Origin of the sequence: Pseudomonas viridiflava, from assembly GCF_900184295.1 — a bacterium.
In the GTDB taxonomy this organism is placed as follows: domain Bacteria; phylum Pseudomonadota; class Gammaproteobacteria; order Pseudomonadales; family Pseudomonadaceae; genus Aquipseudomonas; species Aquipseudomonas viridiflava.
This window is the reverse complement of record NZ_LT855380.1, coordinates 4,444,704-4,464,773: the sequence shown is the minus strand read 5'-3', so window position 1 is coordinate 4,464,773 and position 20,070 is coordinate 4,444,704. Positions and strand designations below refer to the sequence as shown.

23 protein-coding genes are annotated in these 20,070 nt (G+C 58.4%); 13 read left to right on the top strand and 10 right to left on the bottom strand.

What is annotated here, in order from left to right; genetic code table 11:
- Positions 1–29: 29 nt before the first annotated feature.
- From ispF to rpoS, 6 genes are all read left to right on the top strand, one after another.
- The gene (gene ispF, locus CFBP1590_RS20020; protein WP_004879063.1) at positions 30–503 is read left to right on the top strand and encodes a 2-C-methyl-D-erythritol 2,4-cyclodiphosphate synthase; all 474 of its coding nucleotides are present in this window, start codon (positions 30–32) and stop codon (positions 501–503) included.
- The gene (gene truD / locus CFBP1590_RS20015) at positions 500–1,558 is read left to right on the top strand and encodes a tRNA pseudouridine(13) synthase TruD (protein ID WP_088235792.1); all 1,059 of its coding nucleotides are present in this window, start codon (positions 500–502) and stop codon (positions 1,556–1,558) included. Before ispF ends, truD begins: the two co-directional genes overlap by 4 nt.
- Positions 1,546–2,295, top strand: a complete 750-nt coding sequence (surE, locus tag CFBP1590_RS20010) for a 5'/3'-nucleotidase SurE (protein WP_004879068.1) — start codon at positions 1,546–1,548, stop codon at positions 2,293–2,295. Before truD ends, surE begins: the two co-directional genes overlap by 13 nt.
- A 41-nt stretch (positions 2,296–2,336) precedes the next feature.
- Positions 2,337–2,972 (top strand): protein-L-isoaspartate(D-aspartate) O-methyltransferase, encoded by a 636-nt coding sequence (locus tag CFBP1590_RS20005; RefSeq protein ID WP_004879071.1) that lies wholly within the window; start codon positions 2,337–2,339, stop codon positions 2,970–2,972.
- Positions 2,973–3,176: 204 nt separating this feature from the next.
- A complete protein-coding gene (locus tag CFBP1590_RS20000; RefSeq protein ID WP_004879073.1) occupies positions 3,177–4,043 on the top strand; it encodes a peptidoglycan DD-metalloendopeptidase family protein in 867 nt (288 codons plus the stop codon).
- 102 nt (positions 4,044–4,145) lie between these two features.
- On the top strand, positions 4,146–5,156 hold the full coding sequence (rpoS, locus tag CFBP1590_RS19995; RefSeq protein ID WP_004879076.1) for an RNA polymerase sigma factor RpoS: 1,011 nt from the start codon (positions 4,146–4,148) through the stop codon (positions 5,154–5,156).
- Positions 5,157–5,691: 535 nt separating this feature from the next.
- On the opposite strand, the gene fdxA is transcribed toward rpoS, so the two are convergent.
- The 3 genes from fdxA to CFBP1590_RS27905 form a co-directional block, all read right to left on the bottom strand.
- On the bottom strand, positions 5,692–6,015 hold the full coding sequence (fdxA, locus tag CFBP1590_RS19990; protein WP_029241699.1) for a ferredoxin FdxA: 324 nt from the start codon (positions 6,013–6,015) through the stop codon (positions 5,692–5,694).
- A gap of 245 nt (positions 6,016–6,260) precedes the next feature.
- A complete protein-coding gene (mutS, locus tag CFBP1590_RS19985; protein ID WP_162864236.1) occupies positions 6,261–8,828 on the bottom strand; it encodes a DNA mismatch repair protein MutS in 2,568 nt (855 codons plus the stop codon).
- Positions 8,829–9,095: 267 nt separating this feature from the next.
- Entirely contained in the window at positions 9,096–9,323 is a 228-nt protein-coding gene (locus tag CFBP1590_RS27905) for a hypothetical protein (RefSeq protein WP_163005784.1), read from the bottom strand.
- On the opposite strand from CFBP1590_RS27905, the gene CFBP1590_RS19980 reads away from it, so the two are divergent.
- From CFBP1590_RS19980 to recX, 3 genes are all read left to right on the top strand, one after another.
- The gene (locus tag CFBP1590_RS19980; RefSeq protein WP_088235790.1) at positions 9,313–9,813 is read left to right on the top strand and encodes a CinA family protein; all 501 of its coding nucleotides are present in this window, start codon (positions 9,313–9,315) and stop codon (positions 9,811–9,813) included. The two genes, CFBP1590_RS27905 and CFBP1590_RS19980, sit on opposite strands and share 11 nt — an antisense overlap.
- A 93-nt stretch (positions 9,814–9,906) precedes the next feature.
- The gene (gene recA / locus CFBP1590_RS19975) at positions 9,907–10,971 is read left to right on the top strand and encodes a recombinase RecA (RefSeq protein WP_004879084.1); all 1,065 of its coding nucleotides are present in this window, start codon (positions 9,907–9,909) and stop codon (positions 10,969–10,971) included.
- Between the two features lie 5 nt (positions 10,972–10,976).
- Positions 10,977–11,444, top strand: coding sequence for a recombination regulator RecX (gene recX, locus CFBP1590_RS19970; protein ID WP_029241696.1), 468 nt, complete (start codon positions 10,977–10,979; stop codon positions 11,442–11,444).
- A 2-nt stretch (positions 11,445–11,446) separates the two neighbouring features.
- On the opposite strand, the gene CFBP1590_RS19965 is transcribed toward recX, so the two are convergent.
- Together CFBP1590_RS19965 and CFBP1590_RS19960 are read right to left on the bottom strand one after the other, a co-directional pair.
- Positions 11,447–12,565 carry an LOG family protein gene (locus tag CFBP1590_RS19965; protein WP_029241695.1) on the bottom strand — a complete coding sequence of 373 codons (1,119 nt, stop codon included), beginning with the start codon at positions 12,563–12,565 and terminating at the stop codon, positions 11,447–11,449.
- A 346-nt stretch (positions 12,566–12,911) separates the two neighbouring features.
- On the bottom strand, positions 12,912–13,328 hold the full coding sequence (locus CFBP1590_RS19960; RefSeq protein WP_029241694.1) for a quorum-sensing-regulated virulence factor family protein: 417 nt from the start codon (positions 13,326–13,328) through the stop codon (positions 12,912–12,914).
- A 218-nt stretch (positions 13,329–13,546) separates the two neighbouring features.
- Here CFBP1590_RS19960 and CFBP1590_RS19955 point away from each other — a divergent pair, with 218 nt between their 5' ends.
- The 3 genes from CFBP1590_RS19955 (at position 13,547) to CFBP1590_RS19940 (ending at position 15,589) form a co-directional block, all read left to right on the top strand.
- The gene (locus tag CFBP1590_RS19955) at positions 13,547–14,257 is read left to right on the top strand and encodes a tRNA-uridine aminocarboxypropyltransferase (RefSeq protein WP_088235789.1); all 711 of its coding nucleotides are present in this window, start codon (positions 13,547–13,549) and stop codon (positions 14,255–14,257) included.
- Positions 14,258–14,494: 237 nt separating this feature from the next.
- Complete coding sequence (gene erdR / locus CFBP1590_RS19945) at positions 14,495–15,142, top strand: response regulator transcription factor ErdR (protein ID WP_004879097.1); 648 nt, start codon at positions 14,495–14,497, stop codon at positions 15,140–15,142.
- 81 nt (positions 15,143–15,223) lie between these two features.
- Positions 15,224–15,589: a diacylglycerol kinase gene (locus tag CFBP1590_RS19940; RefSeq protein WP_004879098.1), complete on the top strand. Its 366-nt coding sequence runs from the start codon at positions 15,224–15,226 to the stop codon at positions 15,587–15,589.
- Positions 15,590–15,603: 14 nt separating this feature from the next.
- Here the strand turns inward: CFBP1590_RS19940 and CFBP1590_RS19935 are convergent, their stop codons facing one another.
- The gene (locus CFBP1590_RS19935) at positions 15,604–16,530 is read right to left on the bottom strand and encodes a LysR family transcriptional regulator (protein ID WP_029241693.1); all 927 of its coding nucleotides are present in this window, start codon (positions 16,528–16,530) and stop codon (positions 15,604–15,606) included.
- Between the two features lie 123 nt (positions 16,531–16,653).
- On the opposite strand from CFBP1590_RS19935, the gene fpr reads away from it, so the two are divergent.
- A complete protein-coding gene (fpr, locus tag CFBP1590_RS19930) occupies positions 16,654–17,433 on the top strand; it encodes a ferredoxin-NADP reductase (RefSeq protein ID WP_002554680.1) in 780 nt (259 codons plus the stop codon).
- Between the two features lie 48 nt (positions 17,434–17,481).
- On the opposite strand, the gene tsaA is transcribed toward fpr, so the two are convergent.
- From tsaA to CFBP1590_RS19910, 4 genes are all read right to left on the bottom strand, one after another.
- Complete coding sequence (gene tsaA, locus CFBP1590_RS19925) at positions 17,482–18,189, bottom strand: tRNA (N6-threonylcarbamoyladenosine(37)-N6)-methyltransferase TrmO (protein ID WP_029241692.1); 708 nt, start codon at positions 18,187–18,189, stop codon at positions 17,482–17,484.
- Positions 18,190–18,198: 9 nt separating this feature from the next.
- The gene (locus CFBP1590_RS19920) at positions 18,199–18,660 is read right to left on the bottom strand and encodes a YehS family protein (RefSeq protein WP_029241691.1); all 462 of its coding nucleotides are present in this window, start codon (positions 18,658–18,660) and stop codon (positions 18,199–18,201) included.
- Positions 18,661–18,729: 69 nt separating this feature from the next.
- Positions 18,730–19,440, bottom strand: coding sequence for an rRNA pseudouridine synthase (locus tag CFBP1590_RS19915; protein ID WP_029241690.1), 711 nt, complete (start codon positions 19,438–19,440; stop codon positions 18,730–18,732).
- 91 nt (positions 19,441–19,531) lie between these two features.
- Positions 19,532–19,975: a GNAT family N-acetyltransferase gene (locus CFBP1590_RS19910; RefSeq protein ID WP_029241689.1), complete on the bottom strand. Its 444-nt coding sequence runs from the start codon at positions 19,973–19,975 to the stop codon at positions 19,532–19,534.
- Positions 19,976–20,070: the final 95 nt, after the last annotated feature.

Below are 20,070 nucleotides of genomic sequence, written 5' to 3'. Positions count from 1 at the left end.
CGCCCTGACTTTTTTCAGGGCGTTTTTTTATGCGTATTGGCCACGGCTATGATGTGCACCGTTTCGCTGAAGGCGACTTCATCACCTTGGGCGGCGTGCGGATTGCGCACGGTTTCGGTCTTCTGGCCCACTCCGATGGCGACGTTTTGCTGCACGCTCTGAGCGACGCACTGCTGGGTGCTGCGGCGCTGGGCGACATTGGCAAGCATTTTCCGGACACGGATCCGCAGTTCAAGGGCGCGGACAGCCGCGTGCTGCTGCGTCACGTGCTCAAGCAAGTGCAGGCCAAGGGCTGGAAGGTCGGTAACGTCGATGCCACCATCGTCGCCCAGGCGCCAAAGATGGCACCTCATATCGACGCCATGCGCGCGCTGATTGCCGAAGACCTGCAGGTCGAACTGGATCAGGTCAACGTCAAGGCCACCACCACTGAAAAACTCGGCTTTACCGGCCGCGAAGAAGGCATCGCTGTGCATGCCGTCGCGTTGTTGCTGCGCGCATGACCGAACTTGAATTGTTGGGCCCGACGGCTTGGGGCAAGGCACTGGGAAACGCTGTTCTCAAGGCAACCGCCGAAGATTTTCAGGTCGATGAAGTGCTCGATATTCCGCTTTCGGGCGATGGCGAGCATCTATGGCTGTGGGTCGAGAAACGTGGCCTCAATACCGAGGAAGCCGCGCGCCGTCTGGCCCGGGCTGCCGGTGTTCAATTGCGTACAGTCAGCTATGCCGGTTTGAAAGACCGTCAGGCGCTCACCCGTCAATGGTTCAGTATTCAGTTGCCCGGCAAGGCCGACCCCGATCTGTCCGCCGCGCAGGACGAGACGCTGCAGATCCTCAAGATGAGCCGCCACAAGCGCAAATTGCAGCGTGGCGCGCACGCAGCCAATGGTTTCACCTTGCGCCTGACTCAATTGACAGCTGACAAGGACGCGCTGAATCAGCGGCTCGAGTCGATCGCCCGGCTCGGGATTCCCAACTACTTCGGCGCTCAGCGCTTCGGCTATCAGGGTGGCAATCTGGGCGAGGCTCGCGACTACGCGTCCCGTCAGGCGCTGCCCGAGCAGCGCGCGGTCCGCTCGCGTCTACTGTCAACGGCCCGCAGCTACCTGTTCAATCAGGTTCTCGCCGCACGCGTTGCCGATGGCAACTGGCAGCACGCTCAGGTCGGTGATCTGCTGGCGTTCACCGACAGCCGCAGCTTTTTCCCGGCGGGTGTCGAGGAGTGCAGCGATCCGCGGCTGGCCATTCTGGACCTGCACCCGACCGGCCCGCAGTGGGGCGCAGGTCCTTCTCCGGCGCTGGGCAAGACTGCAGAGCTTGAAAACGCTATCGCAGCTGAGCATCCGGCGCTTCGCGACTGGTTGATCAGGGCGGGAATGGAACACGAACGTCGCATCCTGCGGCTGCCCATTGGGCGGCTGACGTGGCATTATCCCGAGCCTGACATTCTGCAACTGGAATTCGTCCTTCCGCCTGGATGCTTTGCCACCGTATTGGTGCGCGAGCTTGTCGATCTGGTGCCGGTTGGGCAGACGGACAGCCCATGCGTATTCTGATTTCAAACGATGACGGGGTCAGCGCGCCCGGCCTTGCGGCGCTCTATGGCGCGCTGGCGGACTACACTGAATGCGTGGTGATTGCCCCCGATCAAGACAAGAGTGGTGCCAGCAGTTCGCTGACACTCGACCGGCCTCTGCATCCGCAGACGCTGGCCAATGGTTTTATCAGTCTGAACGGTACGCCGACCGACTGCGTGCATCTGGGGCTCAACGGCCTGTTGGAGCGTGAACCGGACATGGTGGTTTCAGGGATCAATCTGGGCGCCAACCTGGGCGATGATGTGCTGTACTCAGGTACGGTCGCCGCGGCACTGGAAGGCCGTTTTCTGCAACGGCCGTCGTTCGCCTTCTCGTTTCTGTCGCGCCAGCCGGACAACCTCGCCACGGCCGCGCATTACGCACGCCTGCTGGTCGAGGCCCACGAGCAACTCGATCTTCCGCCGCGTACGGTGTTGAACGTGAACATCCCGAATCTGCCGCTGGAGCACATCCGCGGCATTCAATTGACCAGGCTGGGCCATCGCGCCAGAGCCGCAGCGCCGATCAGGGTCGTTGATCCCCGCGGACGTGCCGGTTACTGGATAGCGGCCGCAGGCGATGCCGAGGATGGCGGCGCCGGGACTGACTTTCATGCGGTCATGCAGGGCTACGTATCGATTACGCCGTTGCAACTGGACCGTACCTATCAGGATGGTTTCAGCAGCCTGAACACCTGGCTGGAGGGACTGCGCTGATGTCACGCGAGCAAGATGATCTGTTACGTCGCGGGATCGGGATGACCTCGCAACGTACTCGCGAGCGCTTGATTCAACGCCTGTACGAAGAAGGTGTGTCGAACAATCATGTGCTGGATGTGATCCGCAAGACGCCACGTCACCTGTTCGTCGACGAAGCGCTGGCGCATCGCGCCTATGAAGACACTGCATTGCCCATCGGACATAACCAGACGATTTCCCAGCCTTACATGGTGGCTCGCATGAGCGAGCTTCTGCTGGCGGCGGGGCCGCTGGACAAGGTGATGGAGATTGGTACCGGCTCGGGCTACCAGACTGCCGTACTGGCGCAACTGGTGGAGAGGGTGTTCTCGGTCGAGCGCATCAAGGTCCTGCAGGACCGTGCCAAGGAGCGTCTGGTGGAACTCAACCTGCGCAACGTGGTTTTCCGCTGGGGTGATGGCTGGGAAGGATGGCCGGCGCTGGCTCCATACAATGGCATCATCGTCACGGCAGTGGCCACCGACGTGCCGCAGGCATTGCTTGATCAACTGGCACCCGGTGGACGGCTGGTCATTCCGGTCGGCGCGGGCGAGGTCCAGCAATTGATGCTGATCATTCGAGAGGAAAACGGCTTTTCCCGACACGTATTGGGAGCCGTGCGGTTCGTGCCGCTGTTGAACGGCCCTCTTGCCTGAAAAACGCCAGAGGTCACGAGTGAATTCTGGCGCCTGTCATCGGTCTACAACCGTCTGTTCATGAGAACGATGGCAAAATTGCATCGAATCATGAGACGGATCTTCCATTACACCGTTTTTGATGCGTTTTAAGCACTGGCTGCCCGCCGTTCTTGCGGCACAATGGGCATCTTTGAATTCAGTCACCAGTAAAGGGAGTGGCGGGTGAGTCACACAGTCATTCAGCAGCTCAGGTCTTCGAGAAGTTATCAGCGTCTGTTGATTGGCATTGCGCTCAGTGTCCTCTTGGTCGGCTGCTCAAGTTCGCCTTCAGGCGGTGTTCGCGTGGTCGACCGCAACGGCAACGCTGTGGCCCAGCGTCCTACGGTCACGACCGGTCAGTACGTCGTCAAACGCGGCGATACGCTGTTTTCCATTGCGTTCCGCTATGGCTGGGACTGGAAAGCGCTGGCTGCCCGCAACCAGATCCCCGAACCGTTCACCATCAAACCTGGTCAGACGATTCGCTTTGACGGGCGCTCCTCTTCAACGCAGAGCGTAGCGTCGGCACCTGCATCGGGTCGTCCGGTGACCAGTACTTCAACGACGACCAGCAATTCGGGATCGGTGAAAACGACTGTGATGTCCAAGCCGGTCGCGGTTGTACCGGTTGTCATACCGCCGTCTGCAACTACTGCAACGGGGCCTGCAGGCAAGTCTCCCAGCGGTTGGACCTGGCCTTCGAGTGGCATATTGATAGGAAAATTTTCTTCAAACGGTAGTTTGAATAAAGGAATTGATATCGCCGGTGATTTGGGACAGCCTGTTTTGGCAGCGTCTGATGGTTCAGTTGTTTACGCCGGAAGTGGATTACGGGGCTACGGCGAATTGATCATCATCAAACACAGCGATACCTACGTCAGCGCCTACGGTCACAACCGCAGGCTTTTGGTACGGGAAGGACAGCAGGTCAAGGCTGGGCAGACGATTGCCGAAATGGGGTCAACAGGAACTGACCGGGTGAAACTGCATTTTGAGATTCGCCGACAAGGTAAACCTGTAGACCCACTGGAATTTTTGCCACGTCGTTGATTGTTGCCGCCTGTTCCTGACGCAGAAGGAACAGGCTCAAGCGTTGCCACGGATATAGGCGTCGCTGGAGCTTGAGGTCGAACTCACCAAAGGACTATAACAATGGCTCTTAGCAACGAAGCGCCGGAGTTTGACATCGATGATGACGTGCTTCTCATGGAAGCTGGCATTGTCCTGGAGCAATCGCCGAACGAGAAGCAGCCGTCTACTGCCGCCTCGGGTCGCGCGAAGGCCAAGCCGTCGTCATCGCTCAAACAACACAAATATATTGATTACACTCGGGCGCTCGACGCTACCCAGTTGTATCTCAATGAAATAGGGTTCTCTCCGCTGTTGTCTCCGGAAGAAGAAGTTCACTTTGCGCGTTTGTCGCAACGTGGGGATCCGGCTGGGCGCAAACGCATGATTGAAAGCAATCTGCGGCTGGTGGTGAAAATCGCCCGACGCTACGTCAATCGTGGTCTGTCATTGCTTGATCTGATCGAAGAGGGCAACCTGGGCCTGATCCGGGCTGTCGAAAAATTCGATCCTGAACGCGGTTTCCGTTTTTCTACCTACGCCACGTGGTGGATTCGCCAGACCATTGAACGAGCCATTATGAATCAGACCCGGACCATCCGGTTGCCGATTCATGTCGTCAAGGAACTGAACGTCTACTTGCGTGCGGCCAGAGAGCTGACTCAGAAGCTCGACCACGAACCGTCTCCTGAAGAGATCGCCAACCTGCTGGAAAAACCGGTAGGCGAGGTCAAGCGCATGCTGGGTCTCAACGAGCGGGTATCTTCGGTTGATGTATCGCTTGGGCCGGATTCGGACAAGACGTTGCTCGATACGCTCACGGACGATCGTCCCACAGACCCTTGTGAGCTTCTGCAGGATGTCGATCTTTCGCAAAGCATTGATCAGTGGCTGTGCGAGCTGACCGAAAAGCAGCGCGAAGTTGTCATACGCCGTTTCGGACTGCGGGGACATGAAAGCAGCACGCTTGAAGATGTAGGTCTGGAAATCGGACTCACGCGTGAGCGTGTTCGACAGATCCAGGTCGAGGGCCTCAAGCGTCTTCGTGAAATCCTCGAGAAAAACGGTCTTTCGAGCGAATCGCTCTTCCAGTAAAAAACTCCAGCCGCGTTACAAGAGCCGACCTGAGCAACCTGTTCAAGTCGGCTTTTTATATGGTCGTCATCATTCAAAGACTGCTCGAAAGTCTGGAGCCCCGTTCCCGAAAGCGTCCCCATGAGACACATGCCATGTACGTCATTGCGTACACAACCTGTAGGTTATCCAGGCTTTGTAAGTGAGATTTACCAAACATTTGATTGATGCTCCTCTTAACCCCTTGATCCCTATGAGTTTATAAAACCATTCAGGCAGAAGCGGAAATATTTTGGCGCGCTTGGCCGGTTGCCGTGCTGCGCCAAATCTCTACTATCAGGGCTGTACCAACGGACCGGTACAGGCTTTCAAGGATGAAGGTCAGGGACATCGCATGAGGCGATTCATCAGGATGATGAAAAGGGATTACAGGGATCAGGAAAAAATGTGGGCGGGTCATACCGCCCCTTTTTTATCGAGACTTCATCAGCTCAGTAGCTTCATCTCATTCAGAATGAAAAAAGGCCCTCAAGAGGGCCTTTTTTGAGTCCGGATTCTAGCGTTCCAGATCTGCAATCTTGCCTGGCTTGCCGTCCCACTCTGCCGCATCCGGCAGTGCGTCTTTTTTCTCTGTGATATTCGGCCATACCTCGGCAAGCTCTGCGTTGAGCTCGATGAAGTTTTCCATGCCGGCCGGAATCTCGTCTTCGGAGAAAATGGCCTGTGCAGGGCACTCAGGCTCGCACAGTGCGCAGTCGATGCACTCGTCCGGGTGAATCACCAGGAAGTTCGGGCCCTCGTAGAAGCAGTCCACCGGACAGACTTCCACACAGTCGGTGTACTTGCACTTGATGCAGTTGTCGGTGACGACGAAGGTCATTTCTAATTCTCTCCTCAGGCGGCTGCGGCAGAGCCCTTCCAGACAGGGTTGCCAGGTTCGGGACGGTTCCCGGCCCTATGAAAACACGTGCTTTTGATGAAGGCCTTGAAGCAGTTTGACTGCATCGCCTGCCACTCACCCTTGGTTCGCTGCGTCTTCACGCGGCTCGAACGGCTGCTCAGCCAGGCTAAAAGCTGAGCGCATCCCAGACCGCGCGGGATTCTAACAGCATGTAACGGCTCACGTCACAGTCGAGTTTGCAATGTGTATAGCAAATCCAGCGCCTGACGCGGTGTGAGATCGTCGACCTTGACCTTCGACAGTTCATCGAGCACCGGGTGCGGCAAGCTGGCAAACAGATCGCTCTGCATCGGCGCTGCCTGTTTGCCCGGTTTGGTGCGCGGCTGCTCGTGAGGCAGGCTGGTGGTCTCCAGGCGCTGCAAATGCTCTTTGGCGCGCGTAATGACCTTGCCCGGAACCCCCGCCAACTGGGCGACCGCCAGGCCGTAGCTCTGGCTCGCAGGCCCTGGCAGGACACGGTGCAGGAATACGATCCGCTCGTTGTGCTCGGTAGCGTTCAGATGCACGTTGCTGACCAGAGGTTCGCTTTCTGGCAGAACGGTAAGCTCGAAATAGTGCGTGGCGAACAGGGTGTAGGCGCGCAGTTGGGCGAGGCATTCTGCCGCAGCCCAGGCGAGGGACAGACCATCGAAGGTGCTGGTCCCGCGGCCGACTTCGTCCATCAGCACCAGGCTGCGGTCGGTCGCGTTGTGCAGAATATTGGCTGTTTCGCTCATTTCCACCATGAACGTCGAGCGCCCACCCGCCAGGTCATCGCTGGAGCCGATCCGGGTGAATATCCGGTCGACAAGCGACAGTTCGCATTGAGCGGCGGGCACGAAGCTACCGATGTGCGCCAGCAGGACAATCAGCGCCGTCTGGCGCATGTAAGTCGATTTACCGCCCATGTTCGGACCGGTGATGACCAGCATGCGGGTGCTGTCATCCAGTGCCAGATCGTTGGCCACGAACGGTGTCGACAACACCTGCTCGACCACCGGGTGACGACCTTGCTCGATACGCATGCAGGGCTCTGCCACAAAGCGCGGGCAATTGAGATCCAGATTCAGTGCGCGTTCGGCAAGGTTGCTCAGCACGTCCAGCTCGGCCAGTGCCGACGCCGTATCCTGCAGTGGGGCAAGATGGCCGATCAGGTCTTCGAGCAATGCCTCGTAAAGCATTTTCTCTCGAGCCAGTGCGCGACTTTTGGCCGACAACGCCTTGTCTTCGAATTCCTTGAGTTCCGGCGTGATGAAGCGCTCGGCGCCCTTTAGGGTCTGGCGGCGGATGTAATCGGCGGGCGCCTGTTCAGCCTGTTTGCTGGGCAGCTCGATGAAGTAGCCATGAACCCGGTTGTAGCCGACTTTCAGGTTGGCCAGGCCGGTTCGGGACTTCTCGCGTGCTTCCAGATCAATCAGGAACTGGCCGGCGTTCTCGCTCAGCGATTGCAGCTCGTCCAGCTCGGCGTCGTAACCGGTCTTGAGTACGCCGCCATCACGAATTACCGCAGGCGGGTTATCGATGATTGCCCGCTGCAGCAGGTCAGCCAGCTCAGGGTAAGTGCTGGCGGTGCGCGCCAGTTGTTGCAGGTGTGGCGCTTCCAGCTCGCTCATCGCCTGTTGCAATTCGGGCAGTGCGCTCAAGGCGTCGCGCAGGCGTGCCAGGTCACGAGGACGCGCATTGCGCAGGCCGATACGGGCCAGGATCCGCTCGATGTCACCGATTTCTTTCAGTTGCGGCTGCAGGTTTTCGAAACGGTAGCGTTCCAGAAAGCAGGTAATCGACGTCTGACGCGCCTGCAGAATGGTCAGGTCGCGCAGCGGGCGATTCAGCCAGCGGGTCAGCAGGCGCGTGCCCATGGCTGTCTGGCAGCGGTCCATGACCGATTGCAGCGTGTTGTCGCGCCCGCCTGACAGGTTGGTGTCCAGTTCAAGGTTGCGGCGGCTCGCGCCGTCCAGAATCACGGTATCGTCCAGACGCTCGTGACGCAGGCTGCGCAGGTGCGGCAAGGCGGTGCGCTGGGTTTCCTTGGCATAGCTCAACAGGCAGCCCGCCGCGCCGATCGCCAGGGTCAGCATTTCACAGCCAAAGCCCTTGAGGTCCTGAGTTGCGAACTGCTGACACAGACTTTTGTGCGCCGAGTCGCGCTCGAAATCCCAAGGGGCGCGACGACGTGAACCACGACGTTTTTCAGCCGGCAGGCCCTGAGGCCAGTCATCCGGGATGAGCAGTTCGACTGGATTGATGCGCTCGAGCTCGGCCAGCAGGTTCTCCCAGCCTTTGATCTCGAGCACGCTGAAGTTGCCGCTGGTGATGTCCAGCACGGCAAGACCGAACAGACGTTCGTCGCCGAGCACGGCGGCGATCAGGTTGTCGCGCCGCTCGTCGAGCAGCGCTTCGTCGCTGATGGTACCCGGCGTGATGATGCGCACGACTTGACGATCGACCGGCCCCTTGCTGGTCGCCGGATCACCGATCTGCTCGCAGATCACCACCGATTCGCCCAGCTTCACCAGCTTCGCCAGGTAGCCTTCCGCCGCATGGTAGGGGATGCCGCACATGGGAATACTCTGGCCCGCCGACTGACCGCGTGCCGTCAGCGTAATATCCAGCAACTTGGCGGCTTTTTTGGCGTCTTCATAGAAGATCTCGTAAAAGTCACCCATGCGATAGAACATCAGCTGATCCAGATGCTGGTTCTTCAGCTTCCAGTACTGCTGCATCATGGGAGTGTGCGAAGAGAGGTCGGAAATTGCTTTATTCATCAGTGGTTTGGGCAAGTTCTTGAGAAGAGTGAGTAAACCTCGGGGTGCGACGTGTGATCCCTCCGTTTACCGAGGGATGTCTGCCGAGTGTTTGCGATGGGCGCAAGGTTATCACGCACGTTGCGCGGCTGCAGTCCCGGGTTTGGTGAAGGCTCAATCGTGACCCCGGGTTTCCGCAAGCCCACAGCTTCGTGATTGCTGTATAGACTCCTGGAACCACCACCGTCTGTGAGTGGTGGCTATGAAAAAGGACTTTTATATGGCACTTAAACGAGCAAGGGATTCGGTCACCGGGCGCTTCATTCCCTTGGATGAGGCGAAACGCAGGCCAAGGGAAACGACGGTCGAAACGGTCAGAAAGCCTGTTTCGAAAAAGAAGCAACGTACATGATCGGGCAAGCGGCTTTCCATAAAGCCGTTTGTTTCAGCAGGTCGGATTTCAAGGATCAGCAGATTTGAACGGGAATATACTGTGGATGACATAACCCGGCTTTCCGCCTCGCTTGGCGAGCTTCTGCAAACGATAGGTGCGCAGGTCACGACTGCCGAGTCCTGCACGGGCGGCGGCATCGCCGAAGCAATTACGCGTACAGGCGGCAGCTCCGGCTGGTTCGAGGCTGGCTACGTCACTTATTCCAATAATCAGAAAACGCGACAGCTGGATGTCCCGCAAGGCTTGTTCGACAGCGTTGGCGCGGTCAGCCAGGCTGTCGTCGAAGCCATGACCCGCGGCGCTCAGCGCAACAGCGGTGCAAGGTTCGGCGTTGCGGTCAGCGGCGTGGCAGGGCCTGGCGGCGGTTCGGTCGAAAAGCCGGTCGGTACGGTCTGGATCTGCTGGGGTGACGGTGACAGGCTCATCGCTCAGCGCCGCTGGTTCGCTGGCGACCGCGAGCAGGTGCGCCGACAAACGGTAAAAGCCGCGCTGGAGGGGCTCATCGCGCTCGCATGCGGAGAAATGCCAAAACAGGGGTAGGCGAGCGTCGATCCCTGTGGAATAATACTGTCTACTTATACAGGTGTTGTGGCCATGAAGGCCCTAATTGAATTTGATTACGTGAGGACTTCAATGGACGACAACAAGAAGAAAGCCTTGGCTGCGGCCTTGGGTCAGATCGAGCGTCAGTTCGGTAAAGGTGCCGTGATGCGCATGGGCGACCATGATCGTCAGGCGATTCCTGCGATTTCCACCGGTTCGCTCGGTCTGGATATCGCACTCGGTATTGGTGGTCTGCCAAAAGGCCGGATCGTTGAAATCTACGGTCCCGAGTCTTCCGGTAAAACCACGCTGACACTGTCTGTCATCGCTCAGGCCCAGAAAATGGGCGCGACCTGTGCATTCGTCGATGCCGAACACGCACTTGATCCCGAGTACGCAGGCAAGCTGGGCGTCAACGTCGACGACCTGTTGGTCTCGCAGCCGGACACCGGTGAACAGGCTCTGGAAATCACCGACATGCTGGTGCGCTCCAACGCCATCGACGTGATCGTGGTCGACTCCGTTGCCGCTCTGGTTCCGAAGGCCGAGATCGAAGGCGAGATGGGTGACATGCACGTGGGTCTGCAGGCACGTCTGATGTCTCAGGCGCTGCGCAAGATCACCGGTAACATCAAGAACGCCAACTGCCTGGTGATCTTCATCAACCAGATCCGTATGAAGATCGGTGTGATGTTCGGTAGCCCGGAAACTACCACCGGTGGTAACGCACTGAAATTCTACGCCTCGGTACGTCTGGACATCCGTCGTACTGGTGCTGTGAAAGAAGGCGACGAAGTGGTCGGCAGCGAGACCCGCGTCAAGGTCGTCAAGAACAAGGTGGCTCCGCCGTTCCGTCAGGCCGAGTTCCAGATCCTTTACGGCAAGGGCATCTACCTCAACGGCGAAATCATCGATCTGGCCGTACTGCATGGTTTCCTCGAGAAGTCCGGTGCCTGGTACAGCTATCAGGGCAGCAAGATCGGTCAGGGCAAGGCCAACTCGGCCAAGTTCCTGGCAGATAACCCTGAAATCGGTAACGCCCTCGAGAAGCAGATTCGCGACAAGCTGCTGACGCCTGGCGTTGATACCAAAGCCGTTGGTTCCCGCGAGCCTGCAGTGGCTGACGACATGGCTGAAGCAGACGCCGATAGCTGATATCCATGTCTGCCGTGCTTGATACACCCGTCGCCGTCAGGCGAACTGCAATGGACCTGCTCGCGCGACGCGAGCATGGTCGAGTCGAGCTGACGCGAAAGCTGCGTCAGCGCGGCGCCTCCCCTGAGCATATAGAAGCCGCTCTTGATCGTCTGATCGAGGAAGGCCTGCTCTCTGAATCCCGTTATCTTGAAAGCTTTGTTTCCTATCGGTCTCGTTCGGGCTACGGGCCTGTGCGTATCCGTGAAGAGCTGAGTCAACGCGGCTTGCAGCGTGCTGATATCGAGCAGGCGCTGAGAGAGTGCGGCGTTGACTGGCAGGAAAAGCTTCAGGAAACCTGGCAGCGCAAGTTTGCCGGGCGCATGCCTGCTGACGCGCGTGAACGTGCTCAGCAGGGTCGCTTCCTGAGTTACCGAGGCTATCCGCTGGACATGATCGGCCGCCTGTTGAGCGGCCGAGGCATGGACGATTGATATCAGGCGTTCAGCGGTTCGCGTTGATGCGCTGACTGTTGTTCACCCGAGGGTTTCGACCAGTTCTCCGGCGAGTTGATGTAGTCCACCAGCTCTCGAAGCCGACCCTGATTACGTCCGGTAAAGGTGAAAGCCAGCCGCGTGAGATGGCTGAATTGAGCCTCATCGTGTTCCTCACCCTGATAACCGTGCTGGTGAAATCCCTCGTTGACACACAAGTCGGCAAATGTCTCCTGCATGTGCGCAAGCGCCTGCTCGCTGAGCGCATGGTGCATGCGAATCACGAACTTGCTCTTCAGCCAGCGGCTGGAGTGGTAGTTGCTGTAGAACCGTTTGATTTCATCCACAGCTTCGTCGGTGCTATACACCAGGCGCATCAGCTTCATGTCGGCGGGAAGAATGTAGTGATTGTCTTCCAGTTGCGTCTTGATGAAGTCCAGCGCGCTTTGCCAGAAGCTGCCGCCCGGCGTATCCAGCAATACGATAGGCACCAGCGGGCTTTTCCCGGTTTGAACCAGCGTGAGCACTTCCAGTGCTTCATCCAGCGTGCCGAAACCGCCCGGGCACAGCACCAGCGCGTCGGCTTCCTTGACGAAGAACAGCTTGCGGGTAAAGAAGAAGTGGAAGGGCAGCAGGTTTTCCGTGCCCTCTACCGTTGCGTTGGCATGTTGCTCGAAGGGCAGGGTGATGTTGAAGCCCAGGCTGTGCTTGAGGCCTGCTCCCGCATGAGCCGCAGCCATGATGCCGCCGCCTGCTCCGGTGATCACCATCATGTCGGACTGCGCCAGTTTAGCGCCTAGGTCCGTGGCCTGCGCATACAGAGGATGTTCCAGTGGCGTTCGGGCCGAGCCGAACACTGTTACCTTGCGCCGACCCTTGAATCGCTCAAGCACTCGGAAGGCGTTGTCCAGCTCGCGCAGGGTCTGCAGGGTTATCTTGGCATTCCAGCGATTGCGATCATCCTGAGCCATGCGCAGCACGGTCAGCATCATGTCTCGGTAAAGCGCAAGATTGGGGCTGCCTGGGGCGACCTGATGAATGTGTTCTTCAATCTTGCCGGTCAGGTCCAGGCCATTGCTTTGAAAGTGTCTGGACAGAAGATCGTTAGGTACATACGGCATTCAAGATGTCTCCTCCTGCAGTTTCCTTGATCCGCTCCAGCCTGATCGTCAAAAAGATGAGCTGAGCGATACCGGATCGTATGGATTCTGTCTGTTTCACTGGTTCACAAGAAACGATGGGTGCACATGAACGTGTCGCTCCTGTTGTCCACGTGCCTGAAAGTACCGGTTGGCTGTCAGAAGTTTATAGCGCCAGTCTGGCTTGTGTGTCGAATCGATGATGTGCCGAAGCCTTCAAAAAGGCCATCGGTTCTCGGTTCGTCTTCAGGTTGGAGGCGTTGCAGGATGTCTCGAAACGAGAACAGTGTGCGCCTGAGGGGCAGGCGCACGGGAAGGGCAGAGCGGCTTATTTCTTGGGTTTGACCGTGCAGTCCGAGGCCTGGAAGGTCTGGGTCGCGATCGCTTTGTTAGTCTTGTACTCGGTGAACTGATACTTGAGCACGGCACCTTTGGTCATCAACTGACGGTAGCCATTGTTATGGCAGACGCTGTTGCCCAGTTGGTTGCGCATGGCGTCCGGGTTGGCGCGCATTTGCTGCGCCTGGCCTTCACGTACGCTCAGGTGGTTGATCAGTGCGTTACCATCGACGGTGTAGCCCTGATCCAGAATGTCTTCGTTGATCGCTCGAGGCGTACCGACGCTGCTTTCCTTCGCGACTTTTTCCAGCATCTTGCTGAGTTCGAACTCCTGCTTCGACGCCGCCTGGGCGCACAGCGGAGCAACGAGCAAAAGCGTAAGGGTAGGGGCGATGAGGCGCAGCATTAAACTCTCCTGATTAAGTAGCTGGCCGTTGGACCAGCGACTTCAAAGTGCGTTCCGGGATAACCTGCCGACTGCGGGTCTGGATGGCGCAGCAGTATAAGACAGGACTCTTCACACAGCCTAGGGTTGAACGGTCAGTGCTCTGATAAACTGCGCACACTTTATTCCTGCCGAGTTCTCGTGGTGTCGATGTATTCCCTCAGTTGGTGCGTGCTGCAATGAGCCACGCTGTCTCCCGCCTGCGCGATGAGCGACTGGCACGCAGTACCAAACCGTTAATCGCCCGAGGCTCGCGTGCGCCACGTTGCCCGGATTGCCGGGTCATCTCCAGCTACTGTTTATGTGCATGGCGACCCAAGGTCGCGGCTGATTCGGGCATGTGCCTGCTGATGTACGACACCGAGCCGTTGAAGCCGACCAATACCGGCTGGCTGATTGCCGATGTCATCGAAGACACGCACGCGTTCGGCTGGTCGCGCATCGAGGTCGACGAACAACTGCTGGCGTTGCTGGATGATCCGCAGTGGCAACCGTACATCGTGTTCCCGGGTGAGTTCGTCGCCAGGGAACGGGTAGTGACCCAGGTGTCACGCGAAGACGGCAAGCGGCCGTTGTTCATTCTGCTGGACGCCACCTGGACCGAAGCACGCAAGATGTTTCGCAAAAGCCCGTATCTGGAGAAGTTTCCGGTGCTGAGCCTGGAGCCCGAGCAGATATCGCGCTACCGACTGCGGCGGTCCAGGCGTGATGACCATTTCTGTACGGCAGAAGTGGCTGCGCTGTGCCTGGAATTGGCCGACGATGTCAGCGCCAGTGGCGTGCTTGATGCTTATCTGGATGTGTTCAGCGCTCATTATCTGGGTGCCAAGTACCAGCGACCGATTGATCCGGACGACGCAGCGCATAACCATTTGAAGGCTTTTATATAGCCTGCCCGGCGTTTACTGCTTCGGTGGTTGGCTGATTGCCATCTTATCCTCGGCTCCGGGGCGCTTCATGCTTGACCGTCATGGTGTTGCTGGGCATGCTTGGCGCCGCTTGGACGCCGATTCACCGGGTTTGGCGCTGCACCTGCCCGGTCGGGCAACGTGAATTTGCCGGCATTTCCGGATGCCCTGGCGAGCGGCCTGCGTTGCTGGCCCTCACTATGAAAACAGGATCAACACATGACCTACGACATCCTGATCGCCGACGATCATCCTCTGTTTCGCAGTGCGCTGCGGCAGGCGTTGAGCATCGGTCTGGGGCCTGATGCACGGCTGGTCGAGGCAGAAAGCATCGCGCAACTGGAATCACATCTGGAGCAGAAGACAGACTGGGACCTGGTGTTGCTTGATCTGAACATGCCCGGTGCCTATGGCTTTTCCGGTCTTGTGCTGTTGCGGGGGCAATACCCGCAGATCCCTGTCGTCATGGTGTCGGCGCAGGAAGAGGCGTCCATCGTTGTTCGCTCCAGAGAATTCGGTGCCAGCGGTTTCATCCCCAAGTCCAGTTCGCTTGAGGCCATTCAGCATGCGGTGCGTACCGTTCTGGAGGGCGACGTGTGGTGGCCGCCGCAGGTCAACGAAACCATCAGCGTGTCGGATGAGGCCAAAGCCGCCAGTGCCGGGCTCGCCAGCCTGACGCCGCAGCAGTTCAGGGTGCTGACCATGGTGTGTGAGGGGCTGTTGAACAAGCAGATCGCTTTTGAGCTGAGCGTCTCGGAAGCCACCATCAAGGCTCACGTGACGGCGATCTTCCGCAAGCTGGGCGTGCGCACCCGGACCCAGGCAGCGTTGCTGCTGCAACAACTCGAATCCATCTCAGCCAGCTAACCGCCAGTCACAGAAATGTTCACGCTTTTTTGACCTGCGTTCCCTTAGCTTTCCTCTTCCTTACAGTACAGCAGCCTCTCTATGTCGCCCTTCAAAGGCCAAACCGGTCTGAAACGAATCCTCAACGCCGCAGGTTATTCCCTGGATGGCCTGACCGCCGCTTTCAAGGGCGAAGCCGCTTTCCGTCAGCTGGTGCTGCTCAATGTGGTGCTGATTCCGCTGTCGTTTTTTCTGACGGTCAGTAAAGGCGAGCATGCCTTGCTGGTAGCGGTGTGTCTGTTGGCGCTGATCGTCGAGTTGCTCAACTCCGCTGTCGAGGCGGCCATCGACCGGATATCTCTGGACCTGCATCCGCTGTCCAAGAACGCCAAGGATATGGGCAGCGCTGCGCAGTTCATTGCCTTGACCATGATCGGTCTGGTGTGGGGCATCGTTCTGCTGGGCTGAACCTGAATCGTTGATCAGTACAGGCTCGGGAGCACGATTTCGTCGCTGCGCTGCACTCCGGCGGTGAATGCCCGGCAGAGGTCGAGAAATTCGCGCATGGCGGAGGTCTGGTACTTCTGTTTGTGCCAGATGAAGTAGAACTGCCGGGACAGGTCCAGATCCGGGGTGGTCAATTCCACCAGATTGCCGCGACGAAACGCATCGCGCAGCGCCAGTCTGGAAATGCAGCCGATGCCGAGCCCTGATTCCACCGCACGTTTTATGGCCTCGGTGTGCTCCAGTTCCAGCTTCACGTTCAGACCGTTACGGTGATGACGCATGGCCTGATCGAATGTCAGCCGGGTACCGGATCCCTGCTCGCGCAGAATCCAGGCTTCACGCGTCAGTTCCTCCAGCGTGGCCCGGCCGCGTTTGGCCAGCGGATGCTGCGGCGCACAGAACACCACCAGTTCATCTTCGACCCAGGACTGCACTTCAATGTCGGGGTGGCTGCAATCGCCCTCGATCAAACCCAGGTCGATTTCGTAATGCGCCACCTGTTGCACGATGTGCGCCGTATTCTGCACATGCAGTTTCACCTGGCTTTCCGGATGACGCTGCATGTAGCCACCGATCAACAGCGTCGCCAGATAGTTGCCGATGGTCAGCGTCGCGCCAACGGCCAACGAGCCGAAACCTGACTTGCCGTTGAGCAGGTCTTCGATTTCCTTGGCCTGATCGAGCAGGGCAACCGCCTGGGGCAACAACTGGCGTCCCGTGGCATTGAGGCTCAGTCGTTTGCCGGCGCGGTCGAAGAGCTGGCAGCTGGACTGACGCTCCAGTTCGGTGATCGATGTACTGGCAGCCGACTGGGAGAGTGAAAGCAGCACGGCAGCGCGCGAGACGCTTTCCTGCTGGGCGACGGCGACAAAGACCTGAAGTTGACGAAGAGTGAATCGCATATCTATATAACCGATAACCCATATCTTGATAATTCATTTAACAGATATTGTGTCTGCCACTAGAATGTCGCGCAATAGCGCCGTGCCCCTGCGCGCACGAAATTTTCAGGAGTTCCCACGTACATGAGCAACATGAACCACGAGCGTGTCCTCAGCGTCCATCACTGGAACGACACCCTCTTCAGTTTCAAGTGCACCCGCGACCCTGGTCTGCGTTTCGAGAACGGTCAGTTCGTCATGATCGGTCTGCAGCAGCCAAACGGTCGTCCGCTCATGCGTGCGTATTCGATTGCCAGCCCTAACTGGGAAGAGCATCTGGAGTTTTTCAGCATCAAGGTGCCTGACGGTCCGCTGACCTCTCAGCTGCAGCACCTCAAGGAAGGCGACGAGATCATCATCAGCAAAAAGCCTACAGGCACGCTGGTGCTGGACGACCTCAAGCCGGGCAAGCATCTTTATCTGCTCAGCACTGGCACAGGCCTGGCGCCGTTCATGAGCGTGATCCAGGACCCCGAGACCTACGAGCGTTTCGAAAAGGTCATCCTGTGCCACGGCGTGCGTTACGTGAACGAAGTCGCCTACCGCGAGTTCATCACCGAGCACTTGCCGCAGAACGAGTTCTTCGGTGAGGCGCTGCGTGACAAGCTGATCTACTACCCGACCGTGACCCGTGAGCCGTTCGAGAACGAAGGCCGCCTGACTGATCTGATGCGCAGCGGCAAGCTGTTCAGTGATATCGGTCTGCCGCCGATCAATCCTCAGGACGACCGCGCCATGCTGTGCGGCAGCCCGAGCATGCTGGACGAGACCAGCGAAGTGCTCAACAGCTTCGGCCTGACCGTTTCCCCACGCATGCGTGAGCCTGGCGATTACCTGATCGAGCGTGCATTCGTCGAGAAGTAAGCCTGATTGAAAAAGCCGCCTCACCCTTGCGCAGGATGAGGCGGTTTTTTATTGGCCGGAATCTTGTGCCAGGACCACTTCCAGCACGCAAATGACGCCTGTCTGAGGGTAATGCCAGCGAACATCCAGATCCCAGAACTGCGCACCGTAGCGACGTTCGGGCGTGGGCATTTGGTAAGCCGGCCGCGGGTCCTGAGCCAGGCACTGCTCAATCAGTTCCACCAGCGGTTCGCCCAGTCTCAACGCATGCTCGTGCGCCTGAACCAGCGCGGCGTCCTGCCAGTGCACCGGAATCAGCTCGGGTGCGGCGCTGGCCATCGAGTTGGTCGCACTCTCGACAGCGTCGGCGTAGGGCACGTAGGGCTTGATGTCCAGCACCGGCGTGCCGTCAAGCAAGTCGATACCCGACAACCAGAGGCGTCCGGCTTCGACTTTATCCAGCCTGACCACTGATTGACCGATGCCATTGGGGCGATGCGTCGCGCGAGTGGCGAACACGCCCATCGACTGATTGCCGCCCAGGCGAGGCGGGCGCACTTTCAGGCGTGGCTTGTCTTCAAGCGCCAGATGAAACAGGAACAGCAGCCAGACATGGCTGACCTGCTCCAGACCCTGTACCGCGTCGCCCTGATTGAAAGGGGCGACCAGTTCCAGCACGCCGCGCGCGGCTGGCGCCAGGTGTGGCTGACGCGGGATGGCGAACTTTTCCTTGAAGCAGGAGCGCATGTAGCCGACCGGTGACACGGTATGGGTCACGCGCGCGACTCAGCCGCGAACGCGCAGGGTCAGGCCCTTGAGGAAGTTACGCAGCAGCTGGTCGCCGCATTCGCGGTAATTGGTATGGCCCACCTTGCGAAACAGCGCGCTCAGCTCCGGCTTGGAGACCGGGAAGTCGACGGACTTGAGGATTGCGTGCATGTCGTCCTCTTTCAGTTCGAAGGCCACGCGCAGCTTTTTCAGCACAATGTTGTTGGTGATCGGCAGATCGATGGCTTGAGGTGGGCGACTCTCGTCCTTGCCGCGCTTGAAGTAGACCAGACCGTCCAGGAAGTGCGCCATGATCTCATCGCTGCAATCCAGATAGCCTTCTTCTTCCTCTTTCTTCATGAACGCAATGACGTCGCTCTTGGAGACCTCAAAACCGGTCAGCTGTGTGATTTCGACAATCTTGCTGTCGCTGATATCGAGCATGTAGCGCACGCTGCGCAATACATCGTTGTTCATCATGAGCGGTGAGTCCTGTAAGTCTTTTGACGGCGCACGAGCAAATGCGTACGCCCGGTAATGAGGGGAAAGTTAGAACTTTTCCTTGGTTGTCATGTAGCGCCATTGCCCTTCGGGCAGCTTGCCCATGGACACGCCACCAATGCGGATGCGGCGAACGGAGACGATTTTCAGGCCGACGGCCTCGCAGAGCTGGGCGATGACGCCTGGCTGAGGATTCTTCATGGCGAAACGCAGGCGGTTCTCGTTCTGCCAGCTGGCTTTAACCTTCGGCAGTTCCTTGCCCTTGTAGGTCAGGCCGTGGTTCAGGCGGTTCAGCCCATGAGGGACCATCTCGCCGGAGATCTCCACCACGTACTCCTGCTCGATCTTGCTGCGGTCGTCGGTGAGTTTGCGCAGGATTTTCCAGTCCTGGCTGAACACCATCAGGCCGCTGGCGTTGGCCTGCAGGCTGGAGATCGCTTCAAGCCGCAGAAAGTGCCCTTTGAGCGGGCGCTTGCCATAGCTGTGTTCTTCGGACAGGGTGCCCGGCGTGATCATCTGCAGAGCGGTTTCGGCAGTCACCGAGGCGGGCGTGTGAAAGATGATCGTGACCGGCTCCGGTGAGTCCGCCTTGGCATCAGCGCTCAGCTCTACCTTCTGGTTATCGACCTTGAATTGCGGCTCTTCGACCACCACGCCATCCACGGTGACCCAGCCGCCCTCGATGAACAGTTCGGCCTCCCGGCGGGAGCAGCCGACCAGGTCGATGAGGCGTTTGGAGAGGCGAATGGGGTCTGTCATGAAAGAAGCCGTTTACTGATGAGAAAGGCGCCATTGTAACCGCCTGCGCCGGGTTAATCGCGGCAACATTGCAATTGCGCCTTCAGTCACGTCAATTGCGGCGGCTCAAATGCATCCTGAGCATCGGATAGGGGCTGCCCAGGCCATCGACTTCGGAACGGCTGACCACTTCGAAACCGTGTTTGAGATAAAAGCCCAGCGCCTGCGGATTCTGTTCGTTCACATCCAGCTCGTAGATGTGGAACTGTGAGATCGCGTGAGTCAGCAGCTGTGAGCCCAGTCCTTCCCTCCGGCGCTCAGGGTCGATGAACAGCATGTCGAGTTTGCTCCGGTTGACGCCTGCAAAGCCGGTGATGTCCAGTTGCGCGTCACGGGTACAGAACAGGGTCACGCTGTCCAGGTATTGTCTGAGCAGCAGATCTTTCAACAGGGTGATATAGGCGTCTGGCAGAAAGTCATGAGTGGCGCGTACCGAGCGCTCCCACAGGTCTACCAAAGCCGGGTAGTCGTTCTTGTCTGGAATGTAGAATTCCATCGGCCAGCGCTCCCAGTGTCCAGTCTGTGCATAGACCGCAAAACTCAACGAAAAAGCCCTGCCGTTTTGAAGGGCAGGGCTTTTTCCGGCAGGTG

Excerpts from the sequence above, each read along its gene's own strand:
- ispF (WP_004879063.1), top strand. The coding sequence starts at position 30 with ATGCGTATTGGCCACGGCTATGATGTGCACCGTTTCGCTGAAGGCGAC.
- truD (WP_088235792.1), top strand. The coding sequence starts at position 500 with ATGACCGAACTTGAATTGTTGGGCCCGACGGCTTGGGGCAAGGCACTG.
- surE (WP_004879068.1), top strand. The coding sequence starts at position 1,546 with ATGCGTATTCTGATTTCAAACGATGACGGGGTCAGCGCGCCCGGCCTT.
- CFBP1590_RS20005 (WP_004879071.1), top strand. The coding sequence starts at position 2,337 with ATGACCTCGCAACGTACTCGCGAGCGCTTGATTCAACGCCTGTACGAA.
- rpoS (WP_004879076.1), top strand. The coding sequence starts at position 4,146 with ATGGCTCTTAGCAACGAAGCGCCGGAGTTTGACATCGATGATGACGTG.
- fdxA (WP_029241699.1), bottom strand. The coding sequence starts at position 6,015 with ATGACCTTCGTCGTCACCGACAACTGCATCAAGTGCAAGTACACCGAC.
- CFBP1590_RS27905 (WP_163005784.1), bottom strand. The coding sequence starts at position 9,323 with ATGTCATCCACAGTATATTCCCGTTCAAATCTGCTGATCCTTGAAATC.
- recA (WP_004879084.1), top strand. The coding sequence starts at position 9,907 with ATGGACGACAACAAGAAGAAAGCCTTGGCTGCGGCCTTGGGTCAGATC.
- recX (WP_029241696.1), top strand. The coding sequence starts at position 10,977 with ATGTCTGCCGTGCTTGATACACCCGTCGCCGTCAGGCGAACTGCAATG.
- CFBP1590_RS19965 (WP_029241695.1), bottom strand. The coding sequence starts at position 12,565 with ATGCCGTATGTACCTAACGATCTTCTGTCCAGACACTTTCAAAGCAAT.
- CFBP1590_RS19960 (WP_029241694.1), bottom strand. The coding sequence starts at position 13,328 with ATGCTGCGCCTCATCGCCCCTACCCTTACGCTTTTGCTCGTTGCTCCG.
- CFBP1590_RS19955 (WP_088235789.1), top strand. The coding sequence starts at position 13,547 with ATGAGCCACGCTGTCTCCCGCCTGCGCGATGAGCGACTGGCACGCAGT.
- erdR (WP_004879097.1), top strand. The coding sequence starts at position 14,495 with ATGACCTACGACATCCTGATCGCCGACGATCATCCTCTGTTTCGCAGT.
- CFBP1590_RS19940 (WP_004879098.1), top strand. The coding sequence starts at position 15,224 with ATGTCGCCCTTCAAAGGCCAAACCGGTCTGAAACGAATCCTCAACGCC.
- CFBP1590_RS19935 (WP_029241693.1), bottom strand. The coding sequence starts at position 16,530 with ATGCGATTCACTCTTCGTCAACTTCAGGTCTTTGTCGCCGTCGCCCAG.
- fpr (WP_002554680.1), top strand. The coding sequence starts at position 16,654 with ATGAGCAACATGAACCACGAGCGTGTCCTCAGCGTCCATCACTGGAAC.
- CFBP1590_RS19920 (WP_029241691.1), bottom strand. The coding sequence starts at position 18,660 with ATGATGAACAACGATGTATTGCGCAGCGTGCGCTACATGCTCGATATC.
- CFBP1590_RS19915 (WP_029241690.1), bottom strand. The coding sequence starts at position 19,440 with ATGACAGACCCCATTCGCCTCTCCAAACGCCTCATCGACCTGGTCGGC.
- CFBP1590_RS19910 (WP_029241689.1), bottom strand. The coding sequence starts at position 19,975 with ATGGAATTCTACATTCCAGACAAGAACGACTACCCGGCTTTGGTAGAC.